General features: G+C 66.5%; 21 protein-coding genes. 7 read left to right on the forward strand and 14 right to left on the reverse strand.

What is annotated here, in order from left to right; genetic code table 11:
* Positions 1-28: 28 nt before the first annotated feature.
* The 6 genes from HA052_RS07590 to HA052_RS07615 all read right to left on the reverse strand — a co-directional run bounded on the left by HA052_RS07590 (position 29) and on the right by HA052_RS07615 (position 5785).
* On the reverse strand, positions 29-706 hold the full coding sequence (locus HA052_RS07590) for an META and DUF4377 domain-containing protein (protein ID WP_166451455.1): 678 nt from the start codon (positions 704-706) through the stop codon (positions 29-31).
* Positions 707-771: 65 nt separating this feature from the next.
* Positions 772-1443, reverse strand: a complete 672-nt coding sequence (locus HA052_RS07595; protein WP_166451456.1) for an META and DUF4377 domain-containing protein — start codon at positions 1441-1443, stop codon at positions 772-774.
* Between the two features lie 320 nt (positions 1444-1763).
* Positions 1764-3140, reverse strand: coding sequence for an NAD(P)(+) transhydrogenase (Re/Si-specific) subunit beta (locus HA052_RS07600; protein ID WP_166451457.1), 1377 nt, complete (start codon positions 3138-3140; stop codon positions 1764-1766).
* A 9-nt stretch (positions 3141-3149) separates the two neighbouring features.
* The gene (locus HA052_RS07605) at positions 3150-3446 is read right to left on the reverse strand and encodes a proton-translocating transhydrogenase family protein (protein WP_019101645.1); all 297 of its coding nucleotides are present in this window, start codon (positions 3444-3446) and stop codon (positions 3150-3152) included.
* A 10-nt stretch (positions 3447-3456) separates the two neighbouring features.
* Positions 3457-4578 carry a Re/Si-specific NAD(P)(+) transhydrogenase subunit alpha gene (locus tag HA052_RS07610; RefSeq protein WP_166451458.1) on the reverse strand — a complete coding sequence of 374 codons (1122 nt, stop codon included), beginning with the start codon at positions 4576-4578 and terminating at the stop codon, positions 3457-3459.
* 463 nt (positions 4579-5041) lie between these two features.
* Positions 5042-5785: a transporter substrate-binding domain-containing protein gene (locus HA052_RS07615; RefSeq protein ID WP_166451459.1), complete on the reverse strand. Its 744-nt coding sequence runs from the start codon at positions 5783-5785 to the stop codon at positions 5042-5044.
* A gap of 309 nt (positions 5786-6094) precedes the next feature.
* On the opposite strand from HA052_RS07615, the gene HA052_RS07620 reads away from it, so the two are divergent.
* Positions 6095-7030, forward strand: a complete 936-nt coding sequence (locus HA052_RS07620; protein ID WP_166451460.1) for a GlxA family transcriptional regulator — start codon at positions 6095-6097, stop codon at positions 7028-7030.
* 49 nt (positions 7031-7079) lie between these two features.
* On the opposite strand, the gene HA052_RS07625 is transcribed toward HA052_RS07620, so the two are convergent.
* The 6 genes from HA052_RS07625 to HA052_RS07650 form a co-directional block, all read right to left on the reverse strand.
* Positions 7080-7550, reverse strand: coding sequence for a thioesterase family protein (locus HA052_RS07625; RefSeq protein ID WP_166451461.1), 471 nt, complete (start codon positions 7548-7550; stop codon positions 7080-7082).
* Positions 7543-8505 (reverse strand): L-carnitine dehydrogenase, encoded by a 963-nt coding sequence (locus tag HA052_RS07630; RefSeq protein WP_166451462.1) that lies wholly within the window; start codon positions 8503-8505, stop codon positions 7543-7545. The genes HA052_RS07625 and HA052_RS07630 overlap by 8 nt, the downstream gene beginning before the upstream one ends.
* A 1-nt stretch (position 8506) precedes the next feature.
* Positions 8507-9409: a 3-dehydrocarnitine:acetyl-CoA trimethylamine transferase CdhC gene (cdhC, locus tag HA052_RS07635; RefSeq protein WP_166451463.1), complete on the reverse strand. Its 903-nt coding sequence runs from the start codon at positions 9407-9409 to the stop codon at positions 8507-8509.
* The gene (choX, locus tag HA052_RS07640) at positions 9406-10362 is read right to left on the reverse strand and encodes a choline ABC transporter substrate-binding protein (RefSeq protein ID WP_166451464.1); all 957 of its coding nucleotides are present in this window, start codon (positions 10360-10362) and stop codon (positions 9406-9408) included. The genes cdhC and choX overlap by 4 nt, the downstream gene beginning before the upstream one ends.
* Positions 10363-10592: 230 nt before the next feature.
* Positions 10593-12665 (reverse strand): M60 family metallopeptidase, encoded by a 2073-nt coding sequence (locus HA052_RS07645; RefSeq protein ID WP_166451465.1) that lies wholly within the window; start codon positions 12663-12665, stop codon positions 10593-10595.
* Positions 12666-12984: 319 nt separating this feature from the next.
* Positions 12985-13470, reverse strand: a complete 486-nt coding sequence (locus tag HA052_RS07650) for a putative pterin-binding protein (protein ID WP_166451466.1) — start codon at positions 13468-13470, stop codon at positions 12985-12987.
* Between the two features lie 497 nt (positions 13471-13967).
* On the opposite strand from HA052_RS07650, the gene HA052_RS07655 reads away from it, so the two are divergent.
* From HA052_RS07655 to HA052_RS07675, 5 genes are read left to right on the forward strand one after another with little or no spacing between them, the layout of a single operon-like run.
* Complete coding sequence (locus HA052_RS07655) at positions 13968-15224, forward strand: MFS transporter (protein WP_206118815.1); 1257 nt, start codon at positions 13968-13970, stop codon at positions 15222-15224.
* A gap of 29 nt (positions 15225-15253) precedes the next feature.
* Positions 15254-16378: a LuxE/PaaK family acyltransferase gene (locus HA052_RS07660; RefSeq protein ID WP_166451467.1), complete on the forward strand. Its 1125-nt coding sequence runs from the start codon at positions 15254-15256 to the stop codon at positions 16376-16378.
* A gap of 1 nt (position 16379) precedes the next feature.
* Complete coding sequence (locus HA052_RS07665) at positions 16380-18803, forward strand: acyl-CoA reductase (RefSeq protein ID WP_166451468.1); 2424 nt, start codon at positions 16380-16382, stop codon at positions 18801-18803.
* Positions 18800-20074: a phenylacetate--CoA ligase family protein gene (locus HA052_RS07670; RefSeq protein WP_166451469.1), complete on the forward strand. Its 1275-nt coding sequence runs from the start codon at positions 18800-18802 to the stop codon at positions 20072-20074. The genes HA052_RS07665 and HA052_RS07670 overlap by 4 nt, the downstream gene beginning before the upstream one ends.
* The gene (locus HA052_RS07675) at positions 20071-20982 is read left to right on the forward strand and encodes a GNAT family N-acetyltransferase (protein WP_166451470.1); all 912 of its coding nucleotides are present in this window, start codon (positions 20071-20073) and stop codon (positions 20980-20982) included. The genes HA052_RS07670 and HA052_RS07675 overlap by 4 nt, the downstream gene beginning before the upstream one ends.
* 10 nt (positions 20983-20992) lie before the next feature.
* Here HA052_RS07675 and HA052_RS07680 read toward each other — a convergent pair whose 3' ends face one another.
* Entirely contained in the window at positions 20993-21769 is a 777-nt protein-coding gene (locus HA052_RS07680) for a YuaM family protein (protein WP_166451471.1), read from the reverse strand.
* A gap of 191 nt (positions 21770-21960) precedes the next feature.
* Here HA052_RS07680 and HA052_RS07685 point away from each other — a divergent pair, with 191 nt between their 5' ends.
* Positions 21961-22884, forward strand: a complete 924-nt coding sequence (locus HA052_RS07685; protein WP_166451472.1) for a LysR family transcriptional regulator — start codon at positions 21961-21963, stop codon at positions 22882-22884.
* 19 nt (positions 22885-22903) lie between these two features.
* Here HA052_RS07685 and mnmE read toward each other — a convergent pair whose 3' ends face one another.
* Positions 22904-24256: a tRNA uridine-5-carboxymethylaminomethyl(34) synthesis GTPase MnmE gene (mnmE, locus tag HA052_RS07690; RefSeq protein ID WP_166451473.1), complete on the reverse strand. Its 1353-nt coding sequence runs from the start codon at positions 24254-24256 to the stop codon at positions 22904-22906.
* Positions 24257-24291 lie beyond the last annotated feature (35 nt).

The following is a 24291-nucleotide window of genomic DNA, read 5'->3' on the forward strand; positions in this document are numbered from 1 at the left end:
CAGGACCGGCCGCGCGGCGGCAAGGCGCTTACTTGCCTACGACTTCCTGCTCCACCACCATGTCCAGCACCCAGCGAATGGACGAGGCGTCGGCCGGCGGATTCTCCACCTTGAACTCCTTCAGGCGCAGGCGGTAGGCGATGCCCGGTTCGGGCTTGAAGCCTTCGATCTCGCCATAGTGCAGCTGCCACGGCTGGTCCTTGCTTTCGCGGATCTGCAGGCATTGCATCGGCGCCACGCCGGTGCAGGGCTTGCGCTCGGCCGCCACGTAGACGAAGCGGGTGACGCCGCCTTCCAGCGAGGGCTGGCGGTCAAAGCTCAGCGTCTTGTCGCCGGCTTGCAGGGTCAGTTTGTCGCCGTCCAGCTTGACCGCGGGCTTGGCGCCCAGGAAGGCGGCCAGCGCGCGGTCGCGCTCCATCGCCTCCGGCGGACACATCATCAGCGTGCTGGCCAGTTGCTTGCTGACCAGCTTGCCGCTTTCCAGCGACACCGGGCCGAACATGCCGTTGCAGCCGGCGCGGGCGGACACGCCGCCGTCCTTGAAGCTCAGGGTGATCGGGTGCTCGGCGGCGGCTTGTTTCCATTGGCCGGCCAGCGCGTCCAGTTTGATATCCGCTTGAGCGTCCATTTTGGTTCCGGTTTGCGGGGTGGCACAGGCGCTCAGGGCGGCTGCGGTCAGTGCGGCGAGCAAAAGCGATTTTTTCATTATCGATGTTCCGTGGTTAAGGGCAGGGACGGGACGCACTTGGAGCGCCCGCCGTTCTCAAGAGTTCAGCGCAGCTTGCTGACTTCCTCGCTGTAGACGATGCGTTCCAACGTCCAGCGCGAGCCGGCGTCGGCCTGCGCCGCCGGTTTCAGCTTGATGTAGTAGCTGACGCCGGGCTTGGGGTGGAAGCCGGCGATTTCGCCTTGCAGCGGCCGCCAGCTCTGCTCGGCGCGTTCGCGCACTTGCAGGCAGTCGCGGGAGGCTTCGCCGTTGTGGCAGGCCTGGCGTTCGGGCGCCACGTACAGGTATTGCAGCTTGGCCGGCTGGGCCGCCGGGTCGGCGTTAGGCGACAAGCGCACGAAGCGGTACTCGGCGCGTTCCGATTTCAGCACCAGCTTCTGCGCGCGGCCGTCCGGCAGCACGCGGAAGGGGCTGGAGAGGAAGGCGATGAAGTGTTGCTCCATCTCCATCAGCGGCGGCCGGCAGGCCATGCGGGTGGTAGCCACCTGCGCCTTGCCCTGGGCGTCAACGGTGCGGATGAAGCGGTTGCAGCCGGCGAAGCCGGTCATCTTGCCCGGCTGGAAGGCCACGGTGGGCGGCTGGCCCGCGGGCGCGGGTTCCACCATCCGCCATTCGGTTCCCTGCAGATTGGGCATGGCCAGCGCCGGCAGCGGCAAGGCCAGCGCGCCCAGCCACAGCGCCGCCAGGCGACGGGCGGAGAAGCCTGTATTTTGCATTGCCATACTCCATGTATAAACAAAAACTAATATTTGTTTACAATACACCTGATAACCGCCGCTTGTGAAGCGCGGCGGCATGGAAAAGCAGGGCTCGAAATAGACGGAAACAAAAAACCGCCCAAGCTTAAAACATTGGGCGGTTTTGAAATGCCGGAGGCATTAGGCGGCGCCTTAGAGCCTGTTCAAAGTCTCGTGAGCAAGAGCGAGACAAGGCGAAAACGAGCGAAAAAGCGGAATGTACAAGTGGTACATGAGCATTTTGAGCTCGTACTCACCGTGCAACGCTTCACGACGCGCAGCAGACATTGAACAGGTTCTTACAGCTGCTCCACTCCCCTGAGCAACTCCTCCACCACCTTCTTGGCGTCGCCGAACACCATCATGGTCTTGTCCATATAGAACAGCTCGTTGTCCAGACCGGCGTAGCCGGCGTTCATCGAGCGTTTGACCACGATCACGCTGCGAGACTTATGAGCGTCCAGGATGGGCATGCCGTAGATCGGGCTGGTCTTGTCCTTCTGCGCGGCCGGGTTGACCACGTCGTTGGCGCCTATCACCAGCACCACGTCGGTGTTGGAGAAGTCGGAGTTGATTTCCTCCATCTCCTGCACCTGCTCGTAGGGCACCTCGGCCTCGGCCAGCAGCACGTTCATATGGCCCGGCATCCGGCCCGCCACCGGGTGGATGGCGTAGCGCACGTTGACGCCTTTCTGGTGCAGGATTTCGGCAAACTCCTGCAAGGCGTGCTGAGCGCGCGACACCGCCAGGCCGTAACCGGGGACGATGATCACGCTGTCGGCGTTGGCCATCAGGAAAGCGGCGTCCTCGGCGGAGCCGGACTTGTGGTTCTTGGGCCCGCCGTCGCCGGCGCCGCCCCCCGAGGCCGCCTCGGCGCCGAAGCCGCCCAGCAGCACCGCGACGATGGAGCGGTTCATCGCCTTGCACATGATGTAGGACAGAATCGCGCCGGAAGCGCCGACGCAGGCGCCGGCGATGATCAGCACCGGGTTGTTCAGCGTGAAGCCGATGCCGGCGGCCGCCCAACCGGAGTAGGAGTTGAGCATGGACACCACCACCGGCATGTCGGCGCCGCCGATCGGAATGATCAGCGTCACGCCCAAGGCCAGCGCGATGGCGAGCATGGTCAGGAAGGCGGCCTGGCTGTCGCTGAGGAAATAGACCACGCCGAAGCCGACCATGGCGACGGCCAGTAGCAGATTAAGCAGGTGTTGGCCTTTGAAGTTCACGGCCTTGGAGCCGAAGCGGCCGGACAGTTTGCCGTAGGCGATCACCGAGGCGGTGAAGGTGATCGCGCCGATGAAGGCGCCGATGAAGAGCTCCACCTTTTGCACCTGGGTGTGTTCTACCCCGCTGTGGAAGATGGCCGCCACCGCGATCAGCACCGCGGACAAGCCCACCAGCGAGTGCATCGCCGCCACCAGTTCCGGCATGCCGGTCATCTGCACGGTCTTGGCTTTCCACGCGCCGATGGCGCCGCCCGCGACAATGGCGGACGCGATCAGCGCCAGCACCGGCTTGTCCATGATCAGCAAGGTGGTGGCCACGGCGATGAGCATGCCTATCATGCCGTAGAGGTTGCCGCGCAAGGCGGAGGCCGGACTGGACAGCCCCTTGAGCGCCAGGATGAACAACACCGCGGCGATGAGATAAAGAATTGCGGACAGGTTTTCCATCTTGGTCCCTTATTTCTTCTTTTTCTTGAACATGTCCAGCATCCTCTGAGTGACCAGGAAGCCACCGAAGATGTTGATGCTGGCGAGGAAGATGCCGATGGTGCCCAACACCGAGGTGAGGGTGATTTCGGAACCGTTGATGTCCACCACCTGCAGCATGGCGCCGACGATGATGATGCCGGAAATGGCGTTGGTCACCGCCATCAGCGGGGTGTGCAGCGCGGGGGTGACGTTCCAGACCACGTGGTAGCCGACGAAGACGGCCAGCACGAAGACGGTGAGGCTGGTGATGAAGGGATCGACCATCTTGTTCTCCTTAGTCGGCGGCGGGGAAGCGGACCTGGCCGGCGTGGGTCACCAGCGTGGCGGACAGGATCTCGTCTTCCAGATTGAGGTTCAGGCCTTCCGGCGTCAGCAGCAGGCCGAGGAAGGTCAGCAGGTTCTTGGCGTACAGGCTGGAGGCGTCCGCCGCCAGCAGGCCGGGCAGATTGGTCTGGCCGACGACGGTGACGCCGTTGTCCAGGCGCACGGTTTCGCCGGGGCGGGTCAGCGCGCAGTTGCCGCCGGTTTCCGCCGCCAGGTCCACGATCACCGAGCCCGGCTTCATCGCCGCCACCACCTCGGCCGACAGCAGCTTGGGCGCCGGTTTGCCCGGGATCAGCGCGGTGGTGATCACGATATCCGCCGCCTTGGCGTGCTTGGCCACCAGCTCGCCCTGACGCTGGCGATAGCTCTCGGACATTTCCTTGGCGTAAACGCCGCTATTGGCCATTTTCTCTTCCTCGCTCATCGGCACTTCGATGAACTTGGCGCCCAGCGATTCCACCTGCTCCTTGGTGGCCGGACGCACGTCGAAGGCCTCCACCACCGCGCCCAAGCGCTTGCCGGTGGCAATGGCCTGCAGGCCGGCCACGCCCACGCCCAGAATCAGCAGCCGCGCCGGCTTCACCGTGCCGGCCGCGGTCATCAGCATGGGCATGAAGCGCGGATAGTGCTGAGTGGCCAGCAGCACCGCGCGGTAGCCGGCGATGTTGTTCTGGCTGGAGAGCACGTCCATGCTCTGCGCGCGTGTGCTGCGCGGCAGCAATTCCAGCGCGAAGGCGGAGACGCGTTTGGCGGCCATCGCTTGCAGATTGTGGTTGTGATAGGGGTTGAGCTGGCCGATCAGCGCCGCGCCGTCCTTCAGCGCGGCGATGCCGTCTTCGTCCAGCGGGCGCACCGTCAGCACGATATCGGCCTGGGCCAGCGCCGCGGCGCGGTCCGCCGCGATGGCGGCTCCGGCTTCCTGATAGGCCGCGTCCGGCTGCGCGGCCGCGAGGCCGGCGCCGCTTTCCACCGTGACGGCGTGACCGCCGGCGACGAGCTTCTTCACCGTGTCCGGCGTAGCGGCCACGCGGTGTTCACCGGCCAGCCTCTCGGCTGGGATAGCGATATGCATGGTCTTCCTTTCCTGCGATTAGATAACAAAGATTCCAGATAGCGAACGCCCGTGCGGCGCAAAATCGAACGAGCGTTTGAATTCAATTAAAGGCATGCGGGATTTTTCCGCGCAACACTTATATTGCCGACCGTATACCGTCGGACAATTTCGACGGAGAAAGGGCCGGATGCTAGCAAAACCCTACAGCAGCGATGTGACGTGAATCAGACAGAGGCCAGTCAACGGCTGTTGGAGCGTAAATGCGGAAGAAAGACGGCGAAGCGGCCGCGGGCGGGCAGGCGGAACAAGGCGCGGAGGCAAGTACGGCCGGTCGACGCGCATATGCTGCCGGCAAGGCTTATGCAGGACACTAGCGTTGATGGCGCGGCTTGTAAAGCTGCGACAAGCGCCAGTTGCCAGCCTGGGCGAGCGCCCGCGGCGGGCGGCGTCGGCTGTTGCGCGCGCGCGACGGCGGGGCCGGCTAGAAAGCCGGACGCGGCGCTTCCGCCAACAACCGTCCCACGGTACCGTCCTGCAGCATGGAGCGCATCGCCAGCGCGATGCGGCGCTTGTGCGGGGAGCGCGGGGACAGGCCGATGCGGCGCGGCTCCGGGGAGTACAGCAGCAGCGGCGCGCGCCTTACGTATTGGCGGAATTCGGGGTCGGCGGCCAGCTCGGCGGTTTGGCGTTCGTCGGCGATCAAGGCGTCGATGCGGCCGGCCTTGAGCTTGCGGAAGTTGGAGTCCAGCGACGGGGCCGGCTCGCGCCGCACGCGCAGGTCGCTGTCGAATTCGTCCTGGTAGCGCACGCCCTCCACCACGCCGATCAGAAAGGGGTAGAGCTGACGATAGCTGCGCAGTGGCCGCGGGTCGTCGGCGCGCTGATACAAGGCCAACCGGCTGCCGGAGGCGAAGGCGGGTTCGATGAAGTCGATGAACTCGCGGCGGGCAGGGGTGTTCTTCACCCCAATCACCACATCGGCCTTGCCCTGGCGCAGGTATTGGAGACAGCGAGTCAGCGGGCAGGGGAGGAAGACCAGCCGCAGCTTGGCGCGCCTGGCCATCTCCCGCATCAGCTCGGTGTACGGGCCTTGCGGCGCGCCGTGCGCGTCCATGGTCTTCCAGGGCGGGAACAGATTGTAGGCGAAGACCAGCGCCGGCTCCGCCGCCGCGCACTGCATGCCTGCCAGCAGGCAGACCAGGGCCAAAAGGGACTTGAGTTTCACAATGATGAACAGGTGCGAACGGGCGTCGGCGGCCCCACGCCGCCGACTGCAGCCAGAGAGCCATTATCGGATGGCTGGGCGCGGCGCGGGCGGAAAAATTTACCGTTCCGAAAAAAACCATGGAAACAGTATGGTATTGGAAATGTCCGCATTGGCAACCTGTCCCATTGGCTGGCGCGGCGCGGATCGGCGCGGATTGCCGCGCGTCGGCTTGCCGTTTGCCGTGGATGAACGGTAGGCTGTTGATTGTAAACATGTTTAACGAAGGTGCGCCATGGGTTTCATCATCGCCGCGGGCGGGGGCTGAGCATGCGGGATTTCAGCTTTGTGCTGCTGCCCGAGTTTTCCATGCTGGGTCTGCTGGCAGCCACCGAGCCCTTGCGCGTGGCCAACCGCTTTCACGGCGGCGCTTATCGCTGGCGGCTGTTGAGCGCCGATGGTCGGCCGGTGGTCGCCAGCAACGGCATGTCCTTGGCGGCGCATGGCGCCTGGGGCGAGTCGGAGGCGGCCGACGCGGTGTTGGTGGTGGCCGGCTTTCATCCGCTGCGCCACGGCAGCGCCGGCCTGCTGGCGTGGCTGCGCGGACAGGACGCCGCCGGCCGGGTGCTGGGCGGCATCGACACCGGCTGTTTCATCCTGGCCGAGGCCGGACTATTCCGGCAGCAGCGGCTGACCCTGCACTGGGAGGCGCTGCCGGCGTTCCGCGAGCGCTATCCCTTGCTCAACGCCACGCAGGAGCTTTACGAACTGGGGCCGCGGCGGATCAGTTCCGCCGGCGGCACCGCCTCCATCGACATGATGCTGGCCTTGATGGCGCGCAGCCATGGCCATGATCTGGCGGTGCAGGTTTCGGAGCAATTCGTGCTGGGGCGCATCCGCGCCCAGAGCGATCATCAACGACTGGAACTGGGCGCGCGTTACGGCGTGCACAGCCGCAAGCTGATCCAGGCCCTGGCCCTGATGGAAAAACATATGGACGCGCCACTGGACAGCGAGGCCTTGGCGGCCGGGGTGGGCGTGACGGCGCGTCAGCTGCAACGCTTGTTTCGCGCCCAGTTGGGCGCGGCGCCCAATGTCTTTTACCTAGGGCTGCGTCTGGAACACGGGCGGCGCTTGCTGCGCCAGAGCGGGCTCAACGTCACCCAGGTCAGCGCGGCGTGCGGCTTCGAGTCCGCCAGTTACTTCGCGCGCGCTTATCGCCGCCGCTTCGGCTGCGCGCCCGGGGTGGAGCGGCGCGAGGCGTGAGGCGCTTCCCAGCGCTTGTTCAAAAGCGCGGCAGGCACGGAACAGGTTCTCAGCGCATCTCGATGCGGCGGCCGCAATCCTCGGGCCAGGGCTGGCCGGCTTGTCGCCGCGCCAGCGCGTCCAGGCTTTGCCGCACCGGCGCGGAGAACGGCGCGCTCCGGCCCTGCTCGGGGTCCACATTGAGCAGCATCAGCTCGCAGCCGGCCGCGGCGTCGGCCTCCTCGTCGCGATGCAGGCTCAGATAGAGCCGCAGCCGCTTGGCGTCATGGTCCAGTAGCCGGCCCTCCACCCGCAGCTCGGCTTGTTGGCGGATTTCGCGCAGATAGCGCAGATGCAGCTCCGCCGTGTACAGGGTGTGGCCGCCGCGCTCGCGCGCCGCGGCGTCCATGCCGATGCGCTCCATCAGCGCGTCCACCGCGTGGCTGAACACCAGCAGGTAATAGGCGTCGCGAACGTGACCGTTGTAGTCCAGCCATTCCGGCCGCGTTTGCGCGCGGAGCAGGACGAGGCGTTTATTCATGTGCGGCCAGCCCATGCTTGCGCTTGGCGGCCGCCACCGCTTCCATGATTCCGATCAGGCAGTCGTCGCGATAGCGCTCCATATCCGTGATGGAGCGTTGGCCCAACTGGCGCGCGCAACCGTCCACCACCCGGTCTATCAGCGCTTCGCTCAAGTCCGGGGCCGGCAGCCGGGTCCAGGGCAGTTGCAGCGCCGGGCCGAACTGGCTCAGAAAGTGGCGCATGCCGGCTTCGCCGCCGGCCAGGGCGTAAGTCTGGAAGGTGCCCATGAAGGCCCAGCGCAGGCCGGCGCCGAAGCGGATGGCGTCATCGATTTCGCCGGTGGTGGCCACGCCGTCGTTGACCAGGTGCAGCGCTTCCCGCCACAGGGCCTCCAGCAGCCGGTCGGCGATGAAGCCGGGCACCTCGTGACGCACGCGCAGCGGCCGCATGCCCAGCGCCGTATAGACGTGTTCCGCAGCGTCCAGCGCCTGCGGCGCGGTGTCGCGCCCGCCCAGCACCTCGACCAGCGGCAGCAGATAGACCGGATTGAAGGGGTGGCCCACCACGCAGCGCGCCGGACGGTGGACGTCCTGGTAAAACTCGGAAGGCAGCAGGCCGGAGGTGGAAGAGGCGATGATGACCGTCTCCGGCGCGGCCGCGTCGGCGCGGCGATGCAGCTCCCGTTTCAGCGCCAGCGTTTCCGGCGCGCTTTCCTGGATGAAGTCGGCGGCGGCGGCGCAGTCTTCCAGCCGGGAAACGAAGCGCAGCCGCTCGGGCGCGGCGCCGGCGGCCAGGCCGCGGCGTTCCAGCGCCGGCCAGGCGCGCTCCACTTGGGCGCGCAGACGCGCTTCGGCTTGCGGCGCGGGGTCCCAGGCCAGCACGTTGCGGCCGGCCGCCAGCGCGCGGCAGGCCCAGCCGCCGCCGATGACGCCGGTGCCCAGCAGGCCCAAGGTGGCGATGTCGGTACGGTGCATCTCAATCTCCTTTTTCGCCGCGCGGCGGCAGGCCCAGGTGGATCCGGCCTTCCGCCGGCGTCAGCACCCGCGCACCCATCAGGTCCAGTAATTGGCGAGCCTTTTCCACCAGCGCGCCGTTGCTGGCGTACACCCCTTTGGCCAGATACAGATTGTCTTCCAGCCCCACCCGGACATGGCCGCCCAGCAAGGCCGCTTGCGCCACCATGGGCATTTGCAGCCGACCGATGCCAAAGGCCGCCCACTGCGCGCCCGGCGGCAAGCTGTCCACCATGGCCTTCATCGTGGTGGTGTCGGCCGGCGCTCCCCAGGGAATGCCCAGGCAGAGTTGGAACAGCGGCGGCGCGTCCAGCAGCCCCTCGCTCAATAATTGTTTGGCGAAGCGCAGGTGGCCGGTGTCGAACACTTCCAGCTCCGGCTTGACGCCCAGTTGCTGAATGCGCCGCGCGCCGTCGCGCAGCTGCCCGGGCGTGGCCACGTAGATGAAGTCGCCATCGCCGAAGTTGAGCGTGCCGCAGTCCAGGGTGCAGATTTCCGGGCGCAATTCCTCCACATGCAATAGGCGCTCCAGACCGCCGACCAGATCCGTGCCCGGCCCCAGCGGCAGCGGCCGCTCGCCGGGGCCGATCTCCACGTCGCCGCCCATGCCGGCGGTCAGGTTGAGAATCATGTCCACGCCGGACGCGCGGATGCGCTCCACCAGCTCCCGATACAGCGCCGGCTCGCGGCTGCCCTTGCCGGTGAGCGGATCGCGCACATGGCAGTGCACCACGGTAGCGCCGGCGCGGGCCGCCTCCACCGCGGCGGCGGCGATCTGCTTGGGTGTGACCGGGATCGCCGGGTGCTTGCCCACGGTGTCGCCGGCGCCGGTGACGGCGCAGCTCAGCACGATGTCCCGGTTCATGGCCCGTTTCCTTCGCCTTGGCGCAGATAGGCCTGGACCGCGGGCAGGCCGGGTTTGCCGTCAAAGGAGGAGACGCCGTCCAGCCAGCGTTCCAGCGGCTGAGGGTTGGCTTGCAGCCATTGGCGCGCGGCGCGCGCGGGCGGAATCCGCTTGAGGATGGCGTTCATCACCTGGTTTTCCATGTCCAGGCTGAAGCGCAGCTGGCTGATCAGCTTCCCGGCGTTGGGACAGCGCTGCATGAAGCCGTTGGCCACCACGGTATAGACCTTGGAGCCGCCGTATTCAGCGCCGAAGGCCTGGTCGCCGCCGGCCAGATAGCTTAGCCGCATCAGGTAGTTCATCGGATGCGGCTCCCAGGCGAGGAACACCACCATGCGTTTTTGCCGGATGGCGCGGGATACCGCGGCCAGCATGCCGCTTTCGCTGGACTCCACCAGAGTGAAGCCTTTCAGGCCGAAATCGTTGTTGGCGATCATCCGCTTGATGATGGCGTTGCCCTGGCTGCCGGATTCTATGCCGTAGATCTTGCCGTCCAGCTGTTTGCGAAAGCGCGCGATGTCGGCAAAGGTGCGCAGGCCCTGTTCCGCAAGCTGGTTGGGCACTGCCAGCGTGTATTTGGCGCCGCTCAGATTGGGTTCGGGCAAGACTTGCAGCGCCTTGGCCTGTAGAAAGGGCGTGATGGCCGGCGTTTGCGACGGCACCCAGTAGCCGAGATACACGTCGATCTGCTGATTCTTGAGCCCGGTGAAGGCGATGGGTTCCGAGGCGAGCTGAGTGCTGGGCTGGTAGCCCAAGCCTTGCAGCACGGCGGAGGCCAGGCCGGTGGTGGCCGCGATATCGGTCCAGCCGATGTCGGCGAAGCGGATCTTGCGACAGCTTTCCGGCTCCGCGGCCCAGGCCTGGGCGGCCAGCGCGCCGCACAGCAGCGCCAGCCAGGGGGTAGAGAGTTTCATGTCGGCTTCTCCCGCAGGCGGTTCCGTCGCCGGCGGACAGCGCCGGGCCGCTGGGTTGGAAGGCATGGCCGTGACCATGTTGACGCCGCGGACTCTGAGGGAGCCTGGGCGTAAGGACCAATCTAGGCGGGCGGCGCCGAATGTTAGCGCACGGGAGCGACCAATGCCGTCACTAGGGCGACCGGGCCGGCCTCGATAAACGAGGCCGGCGCCGTTTACGGAACCCGAGTTTACGGAGTCAGGTACTGGCTGCCGTCATAAGCGCCGATGAAGGTCCAATTGCCGTTGCTGACGCCGGTGGTGGGAAAGTAGCCGTAGTTCGCGTTCTTCAGCACAAAGTAGTCGCGGGTGGAGCGATAGGGATTGTCGTAGACATAGACGTCCCCCACCGTGCCCGTTCGACTCTCGCTCCAGCTGTTCAAACGGCTCTTGCGCTGCGAGGTCAGCATCGCCAGGTCGTAGGACTGGGTGGCGGACAGCGGGGCGCCGTTGTAGCTGTCCAGGAACTGCCAGCCGGCGTTGCTGCCGCCCTCGGTCGGGAAGTAGCCGTAGCGCGCGGTTTTCAGCTGGAAGTAGTCGCGGGTGTTGCGGTAGGGGTTGTCGTAGACGTAAACGTCTCCCGGCGTGCCCGTGCGGCTCTCGCTCCATTTTTGCAGCGATCCCTTGTTGTACGCGGCCAGAATCATCGCGTCGTAGCCTTGCGCGCCGGGGCGGCGCAGCTGGATGGCGCTGCCCAGCGTCATCTGGGTGACGCCGTCGCTGACGGTGACGCGAATCGGCGCGTACGCGCCTTGCAGCGCTTGCGCGGGCGCGGTCAGCGTCGCCGTCGCGCTGTTGCCGGGCGAACCGCCGAAACCGGGCGGCAACTGCCACTGGTAGCGCAACGTCTTGCCGCCGGCGTTGCTGACCCGCGCCTCCACGCTGAACGCGCCGCCGGCGTTGACAGAGGCCGGCAGCGATACGCGGCCGGCCAGGCCCTGCTGCTCAAGCGGGTAGCGATAGAGCAGGTTTTCGTCGCGGTTCAGCCAGATCGGCAGCGACAGGGCGGGCAGGCTGCTCAGGGTTTGCCGGGTGGTCGTGTTGGCCTTCAAGCCCCATTTGTCGAAAAACGGGGCCAGGCTGTGGCCGGCGACGCGGCTGGTTTCGATGATGAAGCGCTGGCGCTTGTCCTCGTCGCTGGCGGGCAGCTCGGCGAAGGGCATGCTGCGGTAGCGCTGCCCCAGCCGGCTGTAGAAATCCTTGCCAAAAGCCAGGTCCAGCTGCCAGAACATTGCCGCGCGCACGAACAAGTCCGCTTGCGCGTCGTAAGACGGCTGCGCCTGGTTCAGGTGCTGGCGCACCAGGTCCCATTTGCCGCCGGTTTCCAGCCGCGAACGCTGGCCCAAGGCCCGCTGCACATAGAGCGAGGTCAGGTTCACCGTTACCTCGGTCTGGTCGTTCCAAGTCATCGCCGGCATCTGGTAGTGATGGCCCAGCTCATGCCAGGGGCCCCAACCGTCCTGCTGCAGCAATTTGGAATTGGCCACCGAGCCGGCGCCGCCGACATTGGTGCCCAGCCAGTAATTGCTGGCCGACATATAGCCGCCGCTGCTGTCCGGTTTGGTGACGAACTGGTACTGGAACGGCGTCGCCGCGTGCGGGTAAGGGTTGCCGGCGGCCAGGCCGTATTGTTCCTCGGCCAGGGTGACGATGCGGTCCCACAGCGTCATGGTGGCGGCCGGATCGTCCACTTGCTGGCGCAGGATGGACTGCGGCATGGTCACGATCATGCGCTTGCCCACCAGCTCCGCGTAGGGCTCGGCCGACAGGCGGTTCAGCATGGCGTTCCAGTCCGCGCTGCTGTGCTGACCCAGCACGAAACGCGGTATTTCACGGCCGCCGCTTTGCAGCGTCGCCACGATCTTGCCGCTGCCGGGCTGGCTGCGCGGCGCGAAATAGATCACGCCGTCGTTCTGCGCGGTGATCTGGTTGAGGCCGGGGCGCAGCTGGACCACCTGATTGGACGGCATCGCGCTGTTGGCGTTGGCGATAGGCACCAGCCAAAGCTCAGGAGGGAGATTGGACGGCGTGCCCTGGTAGGCGATATTGACGCTTAGCGCTTCGCCTTTGCGCGCCCAATAGCCGGTGGACTGGGTGGGATGGGTGAGAAAACCGCGGCGGTGCGCCAGCAGCCACTCGCTGGGATCGCCGCGTTGTTCCAGCGTCAACTGGCGCGGCGCGTCGGCGACGGCGGGCAGAGAGAACAGACTGGCGGCCATAGCGGCGCCGAGCCACAGACAGGAACTGAGCTTAGATGCGTGCATATTTCTCTTATTCCATCAGGCCATGCCGGACTGCTGCGGGCGCTGGGCACGGCCTGTCCAGTTGCGGGTTGCGCCCTGGTCCCCGTTGGCTTGATGGGGGGACCTACCCACTGGAGTCCGCTTCTTATTCCAAAGTTCTTGTTTTATTCAGGTAAATATTTACTTTGGGCTGATTGGCTTTTTCAGTACATGGACATTTCTAGTGGCGAACTCGGCTAACCAGACCCGCAGTTCAAAGCCTCGCGAGCAAGGGCGAGACAGGGCGTTGCCCCCGGGAAGCGCAGCGGGCTTTGAACCGGTTTTCAGCGCCGCGCCGCGCTCAGCGCACCACCAGCGCTTTCACCCGCCAGGCCAGCTTGGCGTCGATGTCGGCGGTTTGCAGTTCGCGGAAGTCGTTGAGCGGATACATCATCCATTGGCTGAAGCCCATCTCCTCCAGCGGCCGGCCGTTGATGCGCAGCGCCAGGATGGGTTGATAACGGTTTTGGTCCCCAGGCGGAATCACCACCTTGTACTGGTCTTCGGTCACTACTTCCACCGGCCGCCCGGCCGCGCCCACGACGCGCAGGATGGCGGAGAGCGTGGGACCGGTAAAGGCGGACTTGGGCGTCCAGGTAGTCTTGGTCTGGATGGTGCGTTGCTGCAAGCGTTCCAGCTCGGCCTTGCTGAAGTGGTATTCGCCGGCGCTGGCTTGGTTGGATACCTTGATCTGGCCGGAGACTACCAGGGCCGGAGGCGCGCCGGCCCAGGAAGGGGCGGCGCAGAACAAAGACAGGAGGGCGGCAAAGGACAGGATGGATCTCATGGGGATGGACTCCTGAAGGGGGAATGTCGATGAAGATGACATTCTAACCTTGAGAATCTATTGTCATGCTTGCCGTCGCGCAATAAAACTAAGTCCATCCTGAGTTTGGAGCCTTCATCGCCCAGCGAGATTTAGATACTAACTGTGGAAGTCATTTTTAAATCAATTAATGGACGTAATTGGGATAGTTTTGTCTTGCATTAATTAGGTTGCCATTTGCATATTATTTTATGATGTGGTTTATTTATATAAATATCTGTCGCCAAATTTAGATATTAATATATTTACTCTAGAATAACTGTCAAATAGGACAGTCAATTCAAACAAAAAGCCTGTCTATAATCTCGCCCCTTCTGAGTAGTTCAATGTCATGTGTTGAGCCTGCTCGATCACCGAAACAAATGCCGCGCCGTCCAACTCTCCGCGTTGCTTTTCATTGTCGGTTTTAAATTGCCCTTGGTTTTTATAGGGCAGCCATTCAATTACCTTGATATTTTATGAGTCAAAACGCAATTCAATCCTTGCTGCCTATTTCCCGAGGCCGCGCGCTGGGCTTTTGCCTATTGCTGGCCACTTTTGAACTGCTGACGTATATCGGCAGCGATATGGTGATGCCGGCCATGCTGCAAGTCGTCGCCGACTTGAACGCCGACGCCCGCCACGTGCCCACGGCGCTCAACGCCTACCTGCTGGGCGGGGTGGCTCTGCAATGGCTGATTGGCCCATTGTCCGACCGTTATGGCCGCAAGCCGCTGCTGGTGGCCGGCGCCGTTGGCTTCGCCCTGGCTTGTCTCGCCGCCGTCGGCAGCCGCGATATCGAGCTGTTCAATCTGCTGCGCTTCATCCAGGGCCTGTCTCTGGGCTTCGTGATGGTGGTCAGCTACCCGGCGCTGCAAGAAGCGTTTCCGGAAAAAGACGCGGTGCGGCTGATGGCCTTGCTGGCCAATATCGCGCTGCTGTCGCCGCTGATCGGCCCGCTGCTGGGCAGCTTGTTGCTGGGCCTGTTGCCGTGGCGCGGCTTGTTCGCGCTGATCGGCGTATTGGCGGCCTTGGTGGCAGTCGGCCTGTGGCGCTGGATGCCGGAAACCCTGGGCGTGGAGCGGCGCGACGGCAGCCGGCTGGCGGCAAGCCCGCTGCGCCTGGGCCGCAGCGCGCGTCAGTACGCGGCGCTGCTGCGCAACGTCCCCTTCATGCACGGCAGCGTGGCGTTGGGCCTGCTGTCCATTCCACTGGTGGGCTGGATCGGTCTGTCGCCGCTGCTGCTGATGCGCGGCCTGGGCTTGTCCGGCATCGAATATGGCCTGTGGCAGCTGCCGGTGTTCGGCGGCTTGATCGCCGGCAATCTGACCTTGAACCGGCTGGCGGTCAGCCTGGAGCTGGAGCGGGTACTGCGGCTGGCGCTGTGGCCCTTGTTCGGCGGCCTGGCGGCGATGCTGGCGCTGACTTGGTCCAGCGGCGCGCTGCCGGCGCTGGCGGCGGGCCTGACGCTGTACGCCTTCGGCCTGGGCCTGGGCCACGCCACCCTGTACCGCTTCACCCTCTACGCCAGCGACAGCGGCAAGGGCGCGGTGGCGGCGATGCTGGGCATGATCTCCACCGCCTTGCTCGGCCTGGGGTGCAGCGCGCTGGCCTGGCTGGGCGCAGGCGCCGGCCTGCAAGCCTTCGCCGGCTGGGCCGCGCTGGGCGCCGGCCTGGCGGCCTGGCCGCTGTGGCGCTTGCTCAAGCAGCGCGCTTACGCGCTGCAAGCGGCTTGAATCCCCTTCCTCATTCCCGGAGCTCCACCATGCTGAACCATGTCGACGCGCTGTGCGCGCTGGAACACCCTTATCGCGCCGATGCCGACGGCGACCGTCTGTTCGACGCCGCCATGCGCGAACTGAGCCATTACCACTGCGAACACACGCCCGGCTATCGCCGCTGGCTGCAGGCCAACGGCCTGGACGCCGCGGCGCTGGACGGTCTGGACGATTGGTCGCGGCTGCCGCCGCTGTTCGCCAACTACTTCAAGCGCCAACTGGTGGTGAGCGCCGCCGGCCAGGACGCGCTGGAGCTGACCTCCTCCGGCACCACCGGCCAGAAAAGCCGCATGCGCTACGACGCGCGCAGCCTGGGCGCGGCGCAAAGCATGGTGGACCGCATCTTCCGGCATTACGGCTGGGACACGCCGCAACAGCCGTGCAACTACCTGCTGCTCAGCTACGAGCCGGCCGGCGCCATCACCCTGGGCACCGCTTACACCGACCAATTCCTGTGCAAGTACGCGCCGGTGAACCAGGCCTGTTACGCCTTGCGCCACAACGGCCACGGCAATGAGTTCGACCCCTTCGGCGTGATCCGCGCCTTGCAGGACTTCGCCGAACAAGGCCTGCCGGTGCGCATGCTGGGCTTCCCTGCCTTCCTGTGGTTTGCGCTGGAACGGATGCGGGAACTGGGCCTGCCGCCGCTGCAACTGCACCCGGAATCGCTGGTGTTCCTGGGCGGCGGCTGGAAAACCCACGCGGACCGAGCCATTCCCAAGGCCGAGCTGTACCGGCGGCTGGGCGCGCAACTGGGCATCCCGGACGCGCGTTGCCGCGACGGCTACGGCGCGGTGGAGCACCCGGTGCCTTACGTGGAGTGCGAACGCCACCGCTTCCACCTGCCCAGCTACGCCCGCGCCGTGATCCGCGATACCGCCAGCCTGCGGCCGCAACCCTACGGCGCCGCCGGCTTCCTCAACTTGCTGTCGCCCTACATCACCTCCAGCCCGGCCCACAGCATCGTGATGGGCGATCTGGCCGTGCTGCATCCGGCCGAGAGCTGCGGCTGCGGCCTGGCCACCGACTGGTTCGAACTGCTGGGCCGCGCCGGCACCAGCAAGAGCCGCAGCTGCGCGGTGGCCGCCTCCGAATTGATCAAGGAATCCTGATATGTATCTATTAAACGGAACACTGAACGCCGCCGTGGACGCCGCCGCCGCGCTGACGCAATTGCAAGCTGGCCTGCCGGCCGCGCTGGCCCGGCCGCCGGCCTTGGACGCGGTGCTGGATTGCGCCGAGCGCTTCGCCGCCGCGCTGCCGGCACGGGCGGAGGCCCTGGGCCTGGACGCCGCCACCGTCGACGCGCTGCAAGGCTTTTGCCGGCGCGAGGCGCTGGAAGCCAAGGTCGGCCGCGAGCTAGGCGAACAGGCCTTCTCGCTGCGCCGCTTCGACTACCGTCAGCCGCGCTTCGAAAGCTGGCGGCCGCTGGGCCTGGTGGCCCACATCACCCCGGCCAACGCGCCGCTGCTGCCCTTCATGGCGGTGTTGGAAAGCCTGCTGGCCGGCAACGTCAACTGGCTGCGCCCCAGCGGCAGCGACCAAGGCCGCAGCGCGCGGCTGCTGGCCGATTTTCTGAGTCACGACGCCGCCGGCGTCCTGGCCGCCCACGTGGCGGTGCTGCCGCTGGCCACCGATCAACTGGCCGGCTTGCTGGCCCGCGCCGACGCCGTGTCCGCCTGGGGCGGCGATGCCGCGCTGGAGGCGATCCGCCGCCAAGTGCCGGCCGGTTGCCGCTGGATACCCTGGGGCCACCGCATCAGCTTCGCCTACCTGGACCCGGCCGCTGCGACGGAGGCCGATTACGACGCGCTGGCCGACGACGTCTGCCGTTTCGACCAGCAAGCCTGCTCCAGCCCGCAATGCCTGCTGGTTGATAGCGAGGACGAAGCCGTCTTGCGCGGCGCGGCCCAGGCCATGGCCGCCGCGCTGGCGCGCCGCGCGCCGGCCTGGCCGGCCTTGCAGCCGGACGTGCAGGAAGCCGCGGAAATCTCCAGCCAGCTGGCCATGTTGCGGCTGGACCAGTCGTTTGCCGGCGTGGCCGGCGCGGTGGAGCAGGGCGAGGGCTGGCGCGTGGCCTGGGCGCAGCGCCAGGAACTGGCGGCCTCGCCGCTGTTCCGCACCCTGCAACTGCGGCCGGCGCCGCGCGCGCGGCTGGTGGAACTGCTGCTGCCCTGGCGCACCCATTTGCAAAGCTGCGGCCTGATCGCCGCGCCGGAACAGCTGCCGGCGCTCAGCCGCCTGCTGCTGGACGCCGGCGTTGGCCGGCTGTGCCCGGCGGGAGCGATGCACGACGGCTACGCAGGCGAGCCGCACGACGGCGTCTACGCGCTAAGCCGGCTGACGCGGCGGGTGTCGGTCAGCCTGCGCGACGGCCAACTGCCCGGCCATGCGACGCTGGACGCCTTGCCGCCGCCGCCGGCCGGCCTGGACGCGCTGCCGGTGATGGACAAGGCGGCCTTCCAGCAAGCTGAAATGGGGCCGGCCGCCCAGCTGTTCTTCCGCAGCGGCGGCAGCAGCGGCGAACCCAAACTGGCCGGCTTCAGCTACCGCGACTACCACCGCCAGATGCAGGCGGCGGCGGACGGCCTGTTCGCCGCCGGCCTGGACCCGGCGCAAGACCGGGTGATGAATCTGCTCTACGGCGGCAATCTCTACGGCGGCATGCTCAGCTTCTTCACCATCCTGGACAAGCTGGGTGTGCCGCAATACCCGATGGGCGGCCCGGTGGACGACGATTTCAGCCAGATCGCCCACTTCATCGTGTCCCGCGGCGTCAACACCCTGGTGGGGATGCCGGGCACCTTGCAGCGCCTGTTCGAATGCGAGGAAACCGCGCTGCGCGCCTACGGCGGCGTGCGCAAGCTGTTCTGCGGCGGCGAACACATCAGCGACGGCCAACGCCAGTTCCTGGCCGGCTTCGGCGTGGAACTGATCCGCTCCGCGATGTACGGATCGGTGGACGCCGGCCCGCTGGGCCACGCCTGCGGCCACGGCTGCGGCGGCGAATTCCATCTCTTGGCCGACATCCAGTGGCTGGAAATCCTGGAACAGGACAGCGACCGCCCCGCAGCGCCCGGCGCCGTCGGCCGCCTGGCCTTCACCTCGCTGGCGCGCGAAGGCCAGCCGGTGCGGCGCTACGACCTGGGCGATCTGGGCCGCTGGCTGCCCGGCCACTGCGGCTGCGGCCTGCCGGCGCCGCGCTTCCAGCTTACCGGCCGCCACGGCGCGCTGCTGCGCGCGGGCACCATCTTCGTCAATCCAACCGAGCTGTCCGCGCCGCTGGGCCTGGCTTTGCAATGGTTGGTGGACCACGCCGCCAACGGCTGCGATCGCATCCGGGTGCTGGCCGACGGCGACGCCGAGCAGGTGCGCGCCCGTCTGCTGCAACACCCGATGCTGAACGAGGTCGTCAGCGGCGGCCTGCTGCAACTGGAAGTCATCGCCGCCCCGGCCGGCCAGTTCCAGCGCCATCCGCAAAGCGGCAAGACCCCGCTGGTGTTGGACCTGCGCCGCAACACGGAGCCGGCGCGATGAAGGCCGCCACGGAGGCCGGGCTGCGCCGGCTGGTGGAACACGCCCGCGCTCATTCGCCGTTTTTCGCTGAGCTGTACCGCGAGCTGCCGGCGGACTGGACGCTGAGCGATCTGCCGCTGATCGAGCCGGCGGACTACTGGCGCCAATGCCAGCCATTGGAAAACTGGCCGGTGCTGAGCGGCCCGCTGGCGGACGGCCATGTGTTCAAGACCGGCGGCTCCACCAGCGAGGGCAAGCTGTCGGTGTTCCGCCGCGACGAATGGCAGGCCTTCGTACGCGCCTTCGGCCAGGGCCTGGGCCGGCAACTGCTGCCCGGCGACCGCGTCGCCAACCTGTTCTTCGCCGGCGATCTCTACACCAGCCTGCTGTTCATCCACGGCGCGCTGTCGCACTCGCCGGCGCCGGTGGTGGAGTTTCCCTTCACCTGCAATGTCGAGGACGCCGCGCTGGCCGACGCCATCGACACGCTGGACATCAATGTGCTGGCCGGCGTGCCGGTGCAACTGGTGCGCTTCGCCAGCTGGCTGCAACAGGCCGGCCGCACGCTGCCCGGCGTGCGCTGCCTGCTCTACGGCGGCGAAAGCCTGTTCGCCGAGCAACTGGCCCTGTTGGGCCGGGTGTTTCCCAATGCCCGTATCGGTTCCATAGGCTGCGCCAGTGTGGACGCCGGCCTGATCGGCGCCGCCGGGCCGGATTGCGCCCAGGGCGAACACCGCGTGTTCGACGCCGACACCATCGTCGAAATCATCGACGAGGCCAGCGGCCTGCCGATCACGGAGCCGGACCGCAAAGGCCTGCTGGTGGTCAGCAATCTGCAACGGCGGCTGATGCCGGTGATCCGCTACCCCACCGGCGATCTGGCCTGCTGGCGCGAGCCGGCCGGGCGGCCGGAACGCAAGTTCGCGCTGCAAGGGCGCGCCAGCCGCGGCCACCGCGTGCGCGTCTGCACGCTGTCCTTGTTCCCGGACGAGCTGGACCCGCTGTTGCGGGGGCAGGACGGCGTGCTGGCCTGGCAACTGCTGGTGGGCCGCCGCGACGGCGTGGATACCCTCAGTCTGCGGGTGGCCAGCGAATACGCGCCGGCCCCGGCGGCGGAGCCGCTGCGCCAACTGCTGCTGGAGGCGCAACCGGCCCTGGCCGAACTCTGCAGCCAAGGCCTGCTGCACTTGGACGCTGCCTATTGCGCGCCGGAGGCCATGCTCACCCATCCGCGTTCCGGCAAGCTGATGCGGGTGGTGGACCAGCGCCGCTACGACGAGGTGGCGGCATGAGCATAGCCATCCGCGATTTCCAGGCCGACGACGCCGCCGGCGTCAGCGCCTTGTTCCGCGCCATTTACGGCGAACACTACGTCTATCCCGACGTCTATCTGCCGTCGATGATACGCCGCCACAACGCCGCCGGCCGCTGGCATTCCGCCGTCGCCGTGCGCGATGGCCGAGTGCTGGGCCACGCCGCGCTGTGGCGCGACCCGCATTGCCCGGGCAGCGCCGAGCTGGCGCTCAACGTGGTGCACCCGGACGCGCGCGGCCAGGGCCTGGCCACCGCGCTGGGCCGCCATCTGCGCGCCCAAGGCGTCGCCCTGGGGCTGGGCATGCTTACCATCAAGCAAGTGTCGTCCCACGGCCAGAGCCAGCGTCTGGCCAAGACTCTGGGCTTCCACACCACCGGCCTGCTGCTGGACTACGTGGCCTCGCCTTTTGGCCAGCCGCAGCCGGAAAGCATTGTGTTGGGCTGCCTGCCGCTGCAAAGCCGGCCGATCCCGGCCTTGAACTGGCCGGCGGCGTGGCGGGAATGGCTGACGCCGCTAAGCCGCGCCTTCGGCAGCGCGCCGCCGCCGGCGCAGGCACCGGCCGGCGGCCTCAGCATCGCCAGCCACGGCCGGCGGCTGGAAGTGGTGCTGGAGGACATCAGCGGCGGCCGGCTGCGGGAAGTGGCGGCGCTGCCGGCCGGGCGCTTGGTCTACGTCAGGCTGGCGCTGGGGCCGGACGCTCCACGCGCGGCCGCCGCCTTGCAACAGGAGGGTTTCGTCTGCGGCGGTCTGGTGCCTGGCCCGGAGGGCAGCTGGCAGGCGCTACTGCTGCGCGGACACGGCCGGCAGGAACTGGCGCTGAGCTGCCCCTTGGCCAATCGTCTGCATCAGTTGAGCCGGCAGGTGGCGGCGGCCGTTGCCGCCTGAGGCCGACAGTTCAAGCTCGTGGCCCGAAACGCCGCCAGCGCGCGTCCCGGCGGCGGGTCTTGTCGGCGATGGCCTGCCGCAGCAAGGCTAGCTGATAGGCGCGCCGGAGCAACACCGCCTTGAGCAGGACCCCGCCCAGCAGAAAGCCGGCGACGCCGGCCAGCGCCAGCATCAATAGATCATGCCCATTCCAATGGCTGTATGGTATGGAGAACTGGAACAGACGGTTCAAGGCCGAATCTTGATCGGACAGCTTTTCCCACACCGCCAAGGCGAAGCCGGCGATGGAAAACAGAGCGAGCTGCTCATGGCTGCCGATGAGGGCGCCGATGCGGCTGCCGGCCTGATCCTGCTTGTCTTGCAGCGCCTGCGCCGCCTGTTCCAGCGCGGATTGCCGGTAAGGCCGCAATAGCGCCGCCTGGAGCCGGTCATGCTCCAGTTCCTTTAACAAATCGCGCTGGGCTTGGCGGTGAAAACAGAGCAACAAGGCTAGGCCGGGCAGGCTGTTGACGATGATGGAGAGCAAGGGTAGCACCATGCACAGCAGCGCCAGGATTTGCGCTGTCCAGACGCCAAAGCGGGGCAAGGGCGCAGCAAGGTGCCATAGGACTAGAACCAGCAGCGCCGCGAGCAAGCCGCCGGAGCTCAGCAAGGCCAGCAGCGCGTAGCGCGCGCAGCCGCGTTCGAAGGAGCTTTGCTTTTGTTTGGCGCTGATGGGGCGCAGGCCGTGCAGTCGTTGCAGCACGGCGTCGGGATCATGCAGTGGGTTGTGGTGGGTGATGGTCATGAGGGAAAGGGAGGCGGCCGAAACCCGGCATCCTAATCCAAACGGCATGCGGCGTCAGCGGCAGGCGCTTGAGTTTTATCGGCAAAGCCGGGATGGCCGTTCCATGATGAAGGGCGTGAGCTTCAAACGCGCAAGCGTTGAAAGTTAATGGTGTAAAATGAATTAATAAAGCCAATCAATTCCACTTCGTCATGAATATCTCCCTTCGCCACCTGCGCGCCTTTTCGGCCGTCGCCGAAGCCGAAAGCTTCACCGCTGCCGCCCGCCAGCTGTTTTTGACGCAATCCACGCTGACCAAGACCATACGCGAACTGGAGCAGGAGATTGGGCTGACGCTGTTTGAGCGCACCACCCGCAAAGTGGCGCTCACCACTCAGGGCAACGCCTTTCTGCCAGTGGCCCGCCGGCTGCTGAATGATTTTGAACTGCTGTTGTCCGATCTGCGCGAAAAATCCGCCGGCAGCAGCGGCAGCGTCTACGTGGCCAGCGGCATGGCCTTTGCGTCCAGCGTGCTGCCGGAGGTGCTCAAACGGCTGAGAAGAGACTACCCGTGCATCCATGTGCGCCTGCTGGACGACACCAGCGGCGGCGTGGTGCGCCGCATTGAATCGGGCGAGGTGGACATCGGCATCGGCTCTTATGTGGGCGCGGCCGGAGACAAGCTGGACAAGCGCAAGTTGCTGTCCGCCCGGTTGGGGGTGATGTTTCCGCCTGGCTTTGAGCCGCCGGCGGGGCCGCTCAACTGCCAATCCTTGCGGCAATGGCCCTTGCTGCAGGACGAGAGCGACACCAGCATCATGTCCGCGTTGGAGCATAGCCATCCCGAGCTATGGCAGCAGGTGGCCAGCAAGATCACCGTCACCAATCTGGACATGCAGTTTTGCCTGATCCGCGCCGGGGTGGGCGCGTGCGTGTTGTCGGCGCTGGCCGCCTCCCACCCGTCGGCGCGGGATCTGCCCTACCGCTTGTTTGAGGCGGCCGAGCTGCAGCGGGATGTCCACGTGTTCACCCGGCGTGGCGTGCCGCTATCGCCGGCCGCCTTCACCTTTTTGCAGGTGCTGGATGAAACCTTGCCGGCTATCGACTTTCATCCAGGGGTGACATTGGCGGTGTAGCGGCGCGGGAGGGGAGGGCTTATTTGCCGATGCAGAAGCGGCTGAAAATCACCCCCAGCAGATCGTCGGCGCTGAATTCGCCGGTGATCTCGGACAGCGCGTTTTGCGCCATGCGCAATTCCTCTGCGAAGATTTCCACTTGCTCCCAGTCCGCGTGGGCCAGCTCCAGGTGTTCGGCGGCGCGGCGGATGGCGTCCAGGTGGCGCTGGCGCGCCAGGAACACGCCTTCGCCGCCGCCGCTATAACCTATCATCTCCAGCAGCTTGGCCTTGAGCAGATCCACGCCGGCGTGGGTGCGCGCGGACAGGCGCACCAGCGGGTGGCCTTCTTCATCGGCCAGGCCCGGCGCTTCGCCGGACAGGTCCACCTTGTTGAATACGTGCACGCGCGGCAGCGCGGCCGGCAGCCGTTGCAGGATGGCCTGCACCTCGCCGGTGAGGCCGTCGCGGCTGTCCGCCAGCACCAGGGCCAGGTCCGCGCGTTCCACCGCCTGCCAGGTGCGTTCTATGCCTATCTTCTCCACCACATCGTCGGTGTCGCGCAGGCCGGCGGTGTCGATGATGTGCACTGGCACGCCGTCGATGACGATTTCCTCGCGCACGGTGTCGCGGGTGGTGCCGGCGATGTCCGTCACGATGGCGATGTCGTCGCCGGCCAGCGCGTTCATCAGGCTGGATTTGCCGACATTGGGCTGACCCACCAGCACCACGTGCATGCCTTCGCGCAGGATGGCGCCCTGCTTGGCGGTGGCCTGCACCTGCACCAGCCGGCCGCGCAGCCGTTCAAGCTTGCCCAGCGCATCCGCCTGCTTGAGGAAATCGATTTCCTCTTCCGGGAAGTCCAGCGTCGCCTCCACCAGCATGCGCAGGGTGATCAGCTCGTCCACCAGCACGTGGATTTCCTTGGAAAAGGCGCCTTTCAGCGATTTAAGCGCGCTTTTGGCCGCGGTTTCGCTGCTGGCGTCGATCAAGTCCGCCACGCTTTCCGCCTGGGCCAGGTCCAGCTTGTCGTTGAGGAAGGCGCGTTTGGTGAATTCGCCCGGTTCCGCCAGCCGCGCGCCCAGTTCCACGCAGCGCGCCAGCAGCATTTTCAGCACCACCGGCCCGCCGTGGCCTTGCAGTTCGATGACATCCTCGCCGGTAAAGCTGTTGGGGCCGGGGAAGTAGAGCAGCAGGCCGTTGTCCAGCGGCTGGCCGTGGGCGTCGACGAAGTCGGTGTACAGCGCATAGCGCGGCTTGGGCGTTTTGCCGCCGCTGACGGCGGCGGCGAAGGGCAGCAAATCCTTGCCGGACACGCGGATGACGCCAACGCCGCCGCGGCCGGGAGCGGTGGCGATGGCGCAGATGGTGGCGGAGGTGTAGCTGAGGTTCATGGGCATTCCTTGGAATCTGGGCCGCGGCCCCCGCG

The organism is Chromobacterium fluminis (assembly GCF_011602385.1).
In the GTDB taxonomy this organism is placed as follows: Bacteria; Pseudomonadota; Gammaproteobacteria; order Burkholderiales; family Chromobacteriaceae; genus Chromobacterium; species Chromobacterium fluminis.

Excerpts from the sequence above, each read along its gene's own strand:
- HA052_RS07590 (WP_166451455.1), bottom strand. The coding sequence starts at position 706 with ATGAAAAAATCGCTTTTGCTCGCCGCACTGACCGCAGCCGCCCTGAGC.
- HA052_RS07595 (WP_166451456.1), bottom strand. The coding sequence starts at position 1,443 with ATGCAAAATACAGGCTTCTCCGCCCGTCGCCTGGCGGCGCTGTGGCTG.
- HA052_RS07600 (WP_166451457.1), bottom strand. The coding sequence starts at position 3,140 with ATGGAAAACCTGTCCGCAATTCTTTATCTCATCGCCGCGGTGTTGTTC.
- HA052_RS07605 (WP_019101645.1), bottom strand. The coding sequence starts at position 3,446 with ATGGTCGATCCCTTCATCACCAGCCTCACCGTCTTCGTGCTGGCCGTC.
- HA052_RS07610 (WP_166451458.1), bottom strand. The coding sequence starts at position 4,578 with ATGCATATCGCTATCCCAGCCGAGAGGCTGGCCGGTGAACACCGCGTG.
- HA052_RS07620 (WP_166451460.1), top strand. The coding sequence starts at position 6,095 with ATGCGGGATTTCAGCTTTGTGCTGCTGCCCGAGTTTTCCATGCTGGGT.
- HA052_RS07625 (WP_166451461.1), bottom strand. The coding sequence starts at position 7,550 with ATGAATAAACGCCTCGTCCTGCTCCGCGCGCAAACGCGGCCGGAATGG.
- HA052_RS07630 (WP_166451462.1), bottom strand. The coding sequence starts at position 8,505 with ATGCACCGTACCGACATCGCCACCTTGGGCCTGCTGGGCACCGGCGTC.
- cdhC (WP_166451463.1), bottom strand. The coding sequence starts at position 9,409 with ATGAACCGGGACATCGTGCTGAGCTGCGCCGTCACCGGCGCCGGCGAC.
- choX (WP_166451464.1), bottom strand. The coding sequence starts at position 10,362 with ATGAAACTCTCTACCCCCTGGCTGGCGCTGCTGTGCGGCGCGCTGGCC.
- HA052_RS07645 (WP_166451465.1), bottom strand. The coding sequence starts at position 12,665 with ATGCACGCATCTAAGCTCAGTTCCTGTCTGTGGCTCGGCGCCGCTATG.
- HA052_RS07650 (WP_166451466.1), bottom strand. The coding sequence starts at position 13,470 with ATGAGATCCATCCTGTCCTTTGCCGCCCTCCTGTCTTTGTTCTGCGCC.
- HA052_RS07655 (WP_206118815.1), top strand. The coding sequence starts at position 13,968 with ATGAGTCAAAACGCAATTCAATCCTTGCTGCCTATTTCCCGAGGCCGC.
- HA052_RS07660 (WP_166451467.1), top strand. The coding sequence starts at position 15,254 with ATGCTGAACCATGTCGACGCGCTGTGCGCGCTGGAACACCCTTATCGC.
- HA052_RS07665 (WP_166451468.1), top strand. The coding sequence starts at position 16,380 with ATGTATCTATTAAACGGAACACTGAACGCCGCCGTGGACGCCGCCGCC.
- HA052_RS07670 (WP_166451469.1), top strand. The coding sequence starts at position 18,800 with ATGAAGGCCGCCACGGAGGCCGGGCTGCGCCGGCTGGTGGAACACGCC.
- HA052_RS07675 (WP_166451470.1), top strand. The coding sequence starts at position 20,071 with ATGAGCATAGCCATCCGCGATTTCCAGGCCGACGACGCCGCCGGCGTC.
- HA052_RS07680 (WP_166451471.1), bottom strand. The coding sequence starts at position 21,769 with ATGACCATCACCCACCACAACCCACTGCATGATCCCGACGCCGTGCTG.
- HA052_RS07685 (WP_166451472.1), top strand. The coding sequence starts at position 21,961 with ATGAATATCTCCCTTCGCCACCTGCGCGCCTTTTCGGCCGTCGCCGAA.
- mnmE (WP_166451473.1), bottom strand. The coding sequence starts at position 24,256 with ATGAACCTCAGCTACACCTCCGCCACCATCTGCGCCATCGCCACCGCT.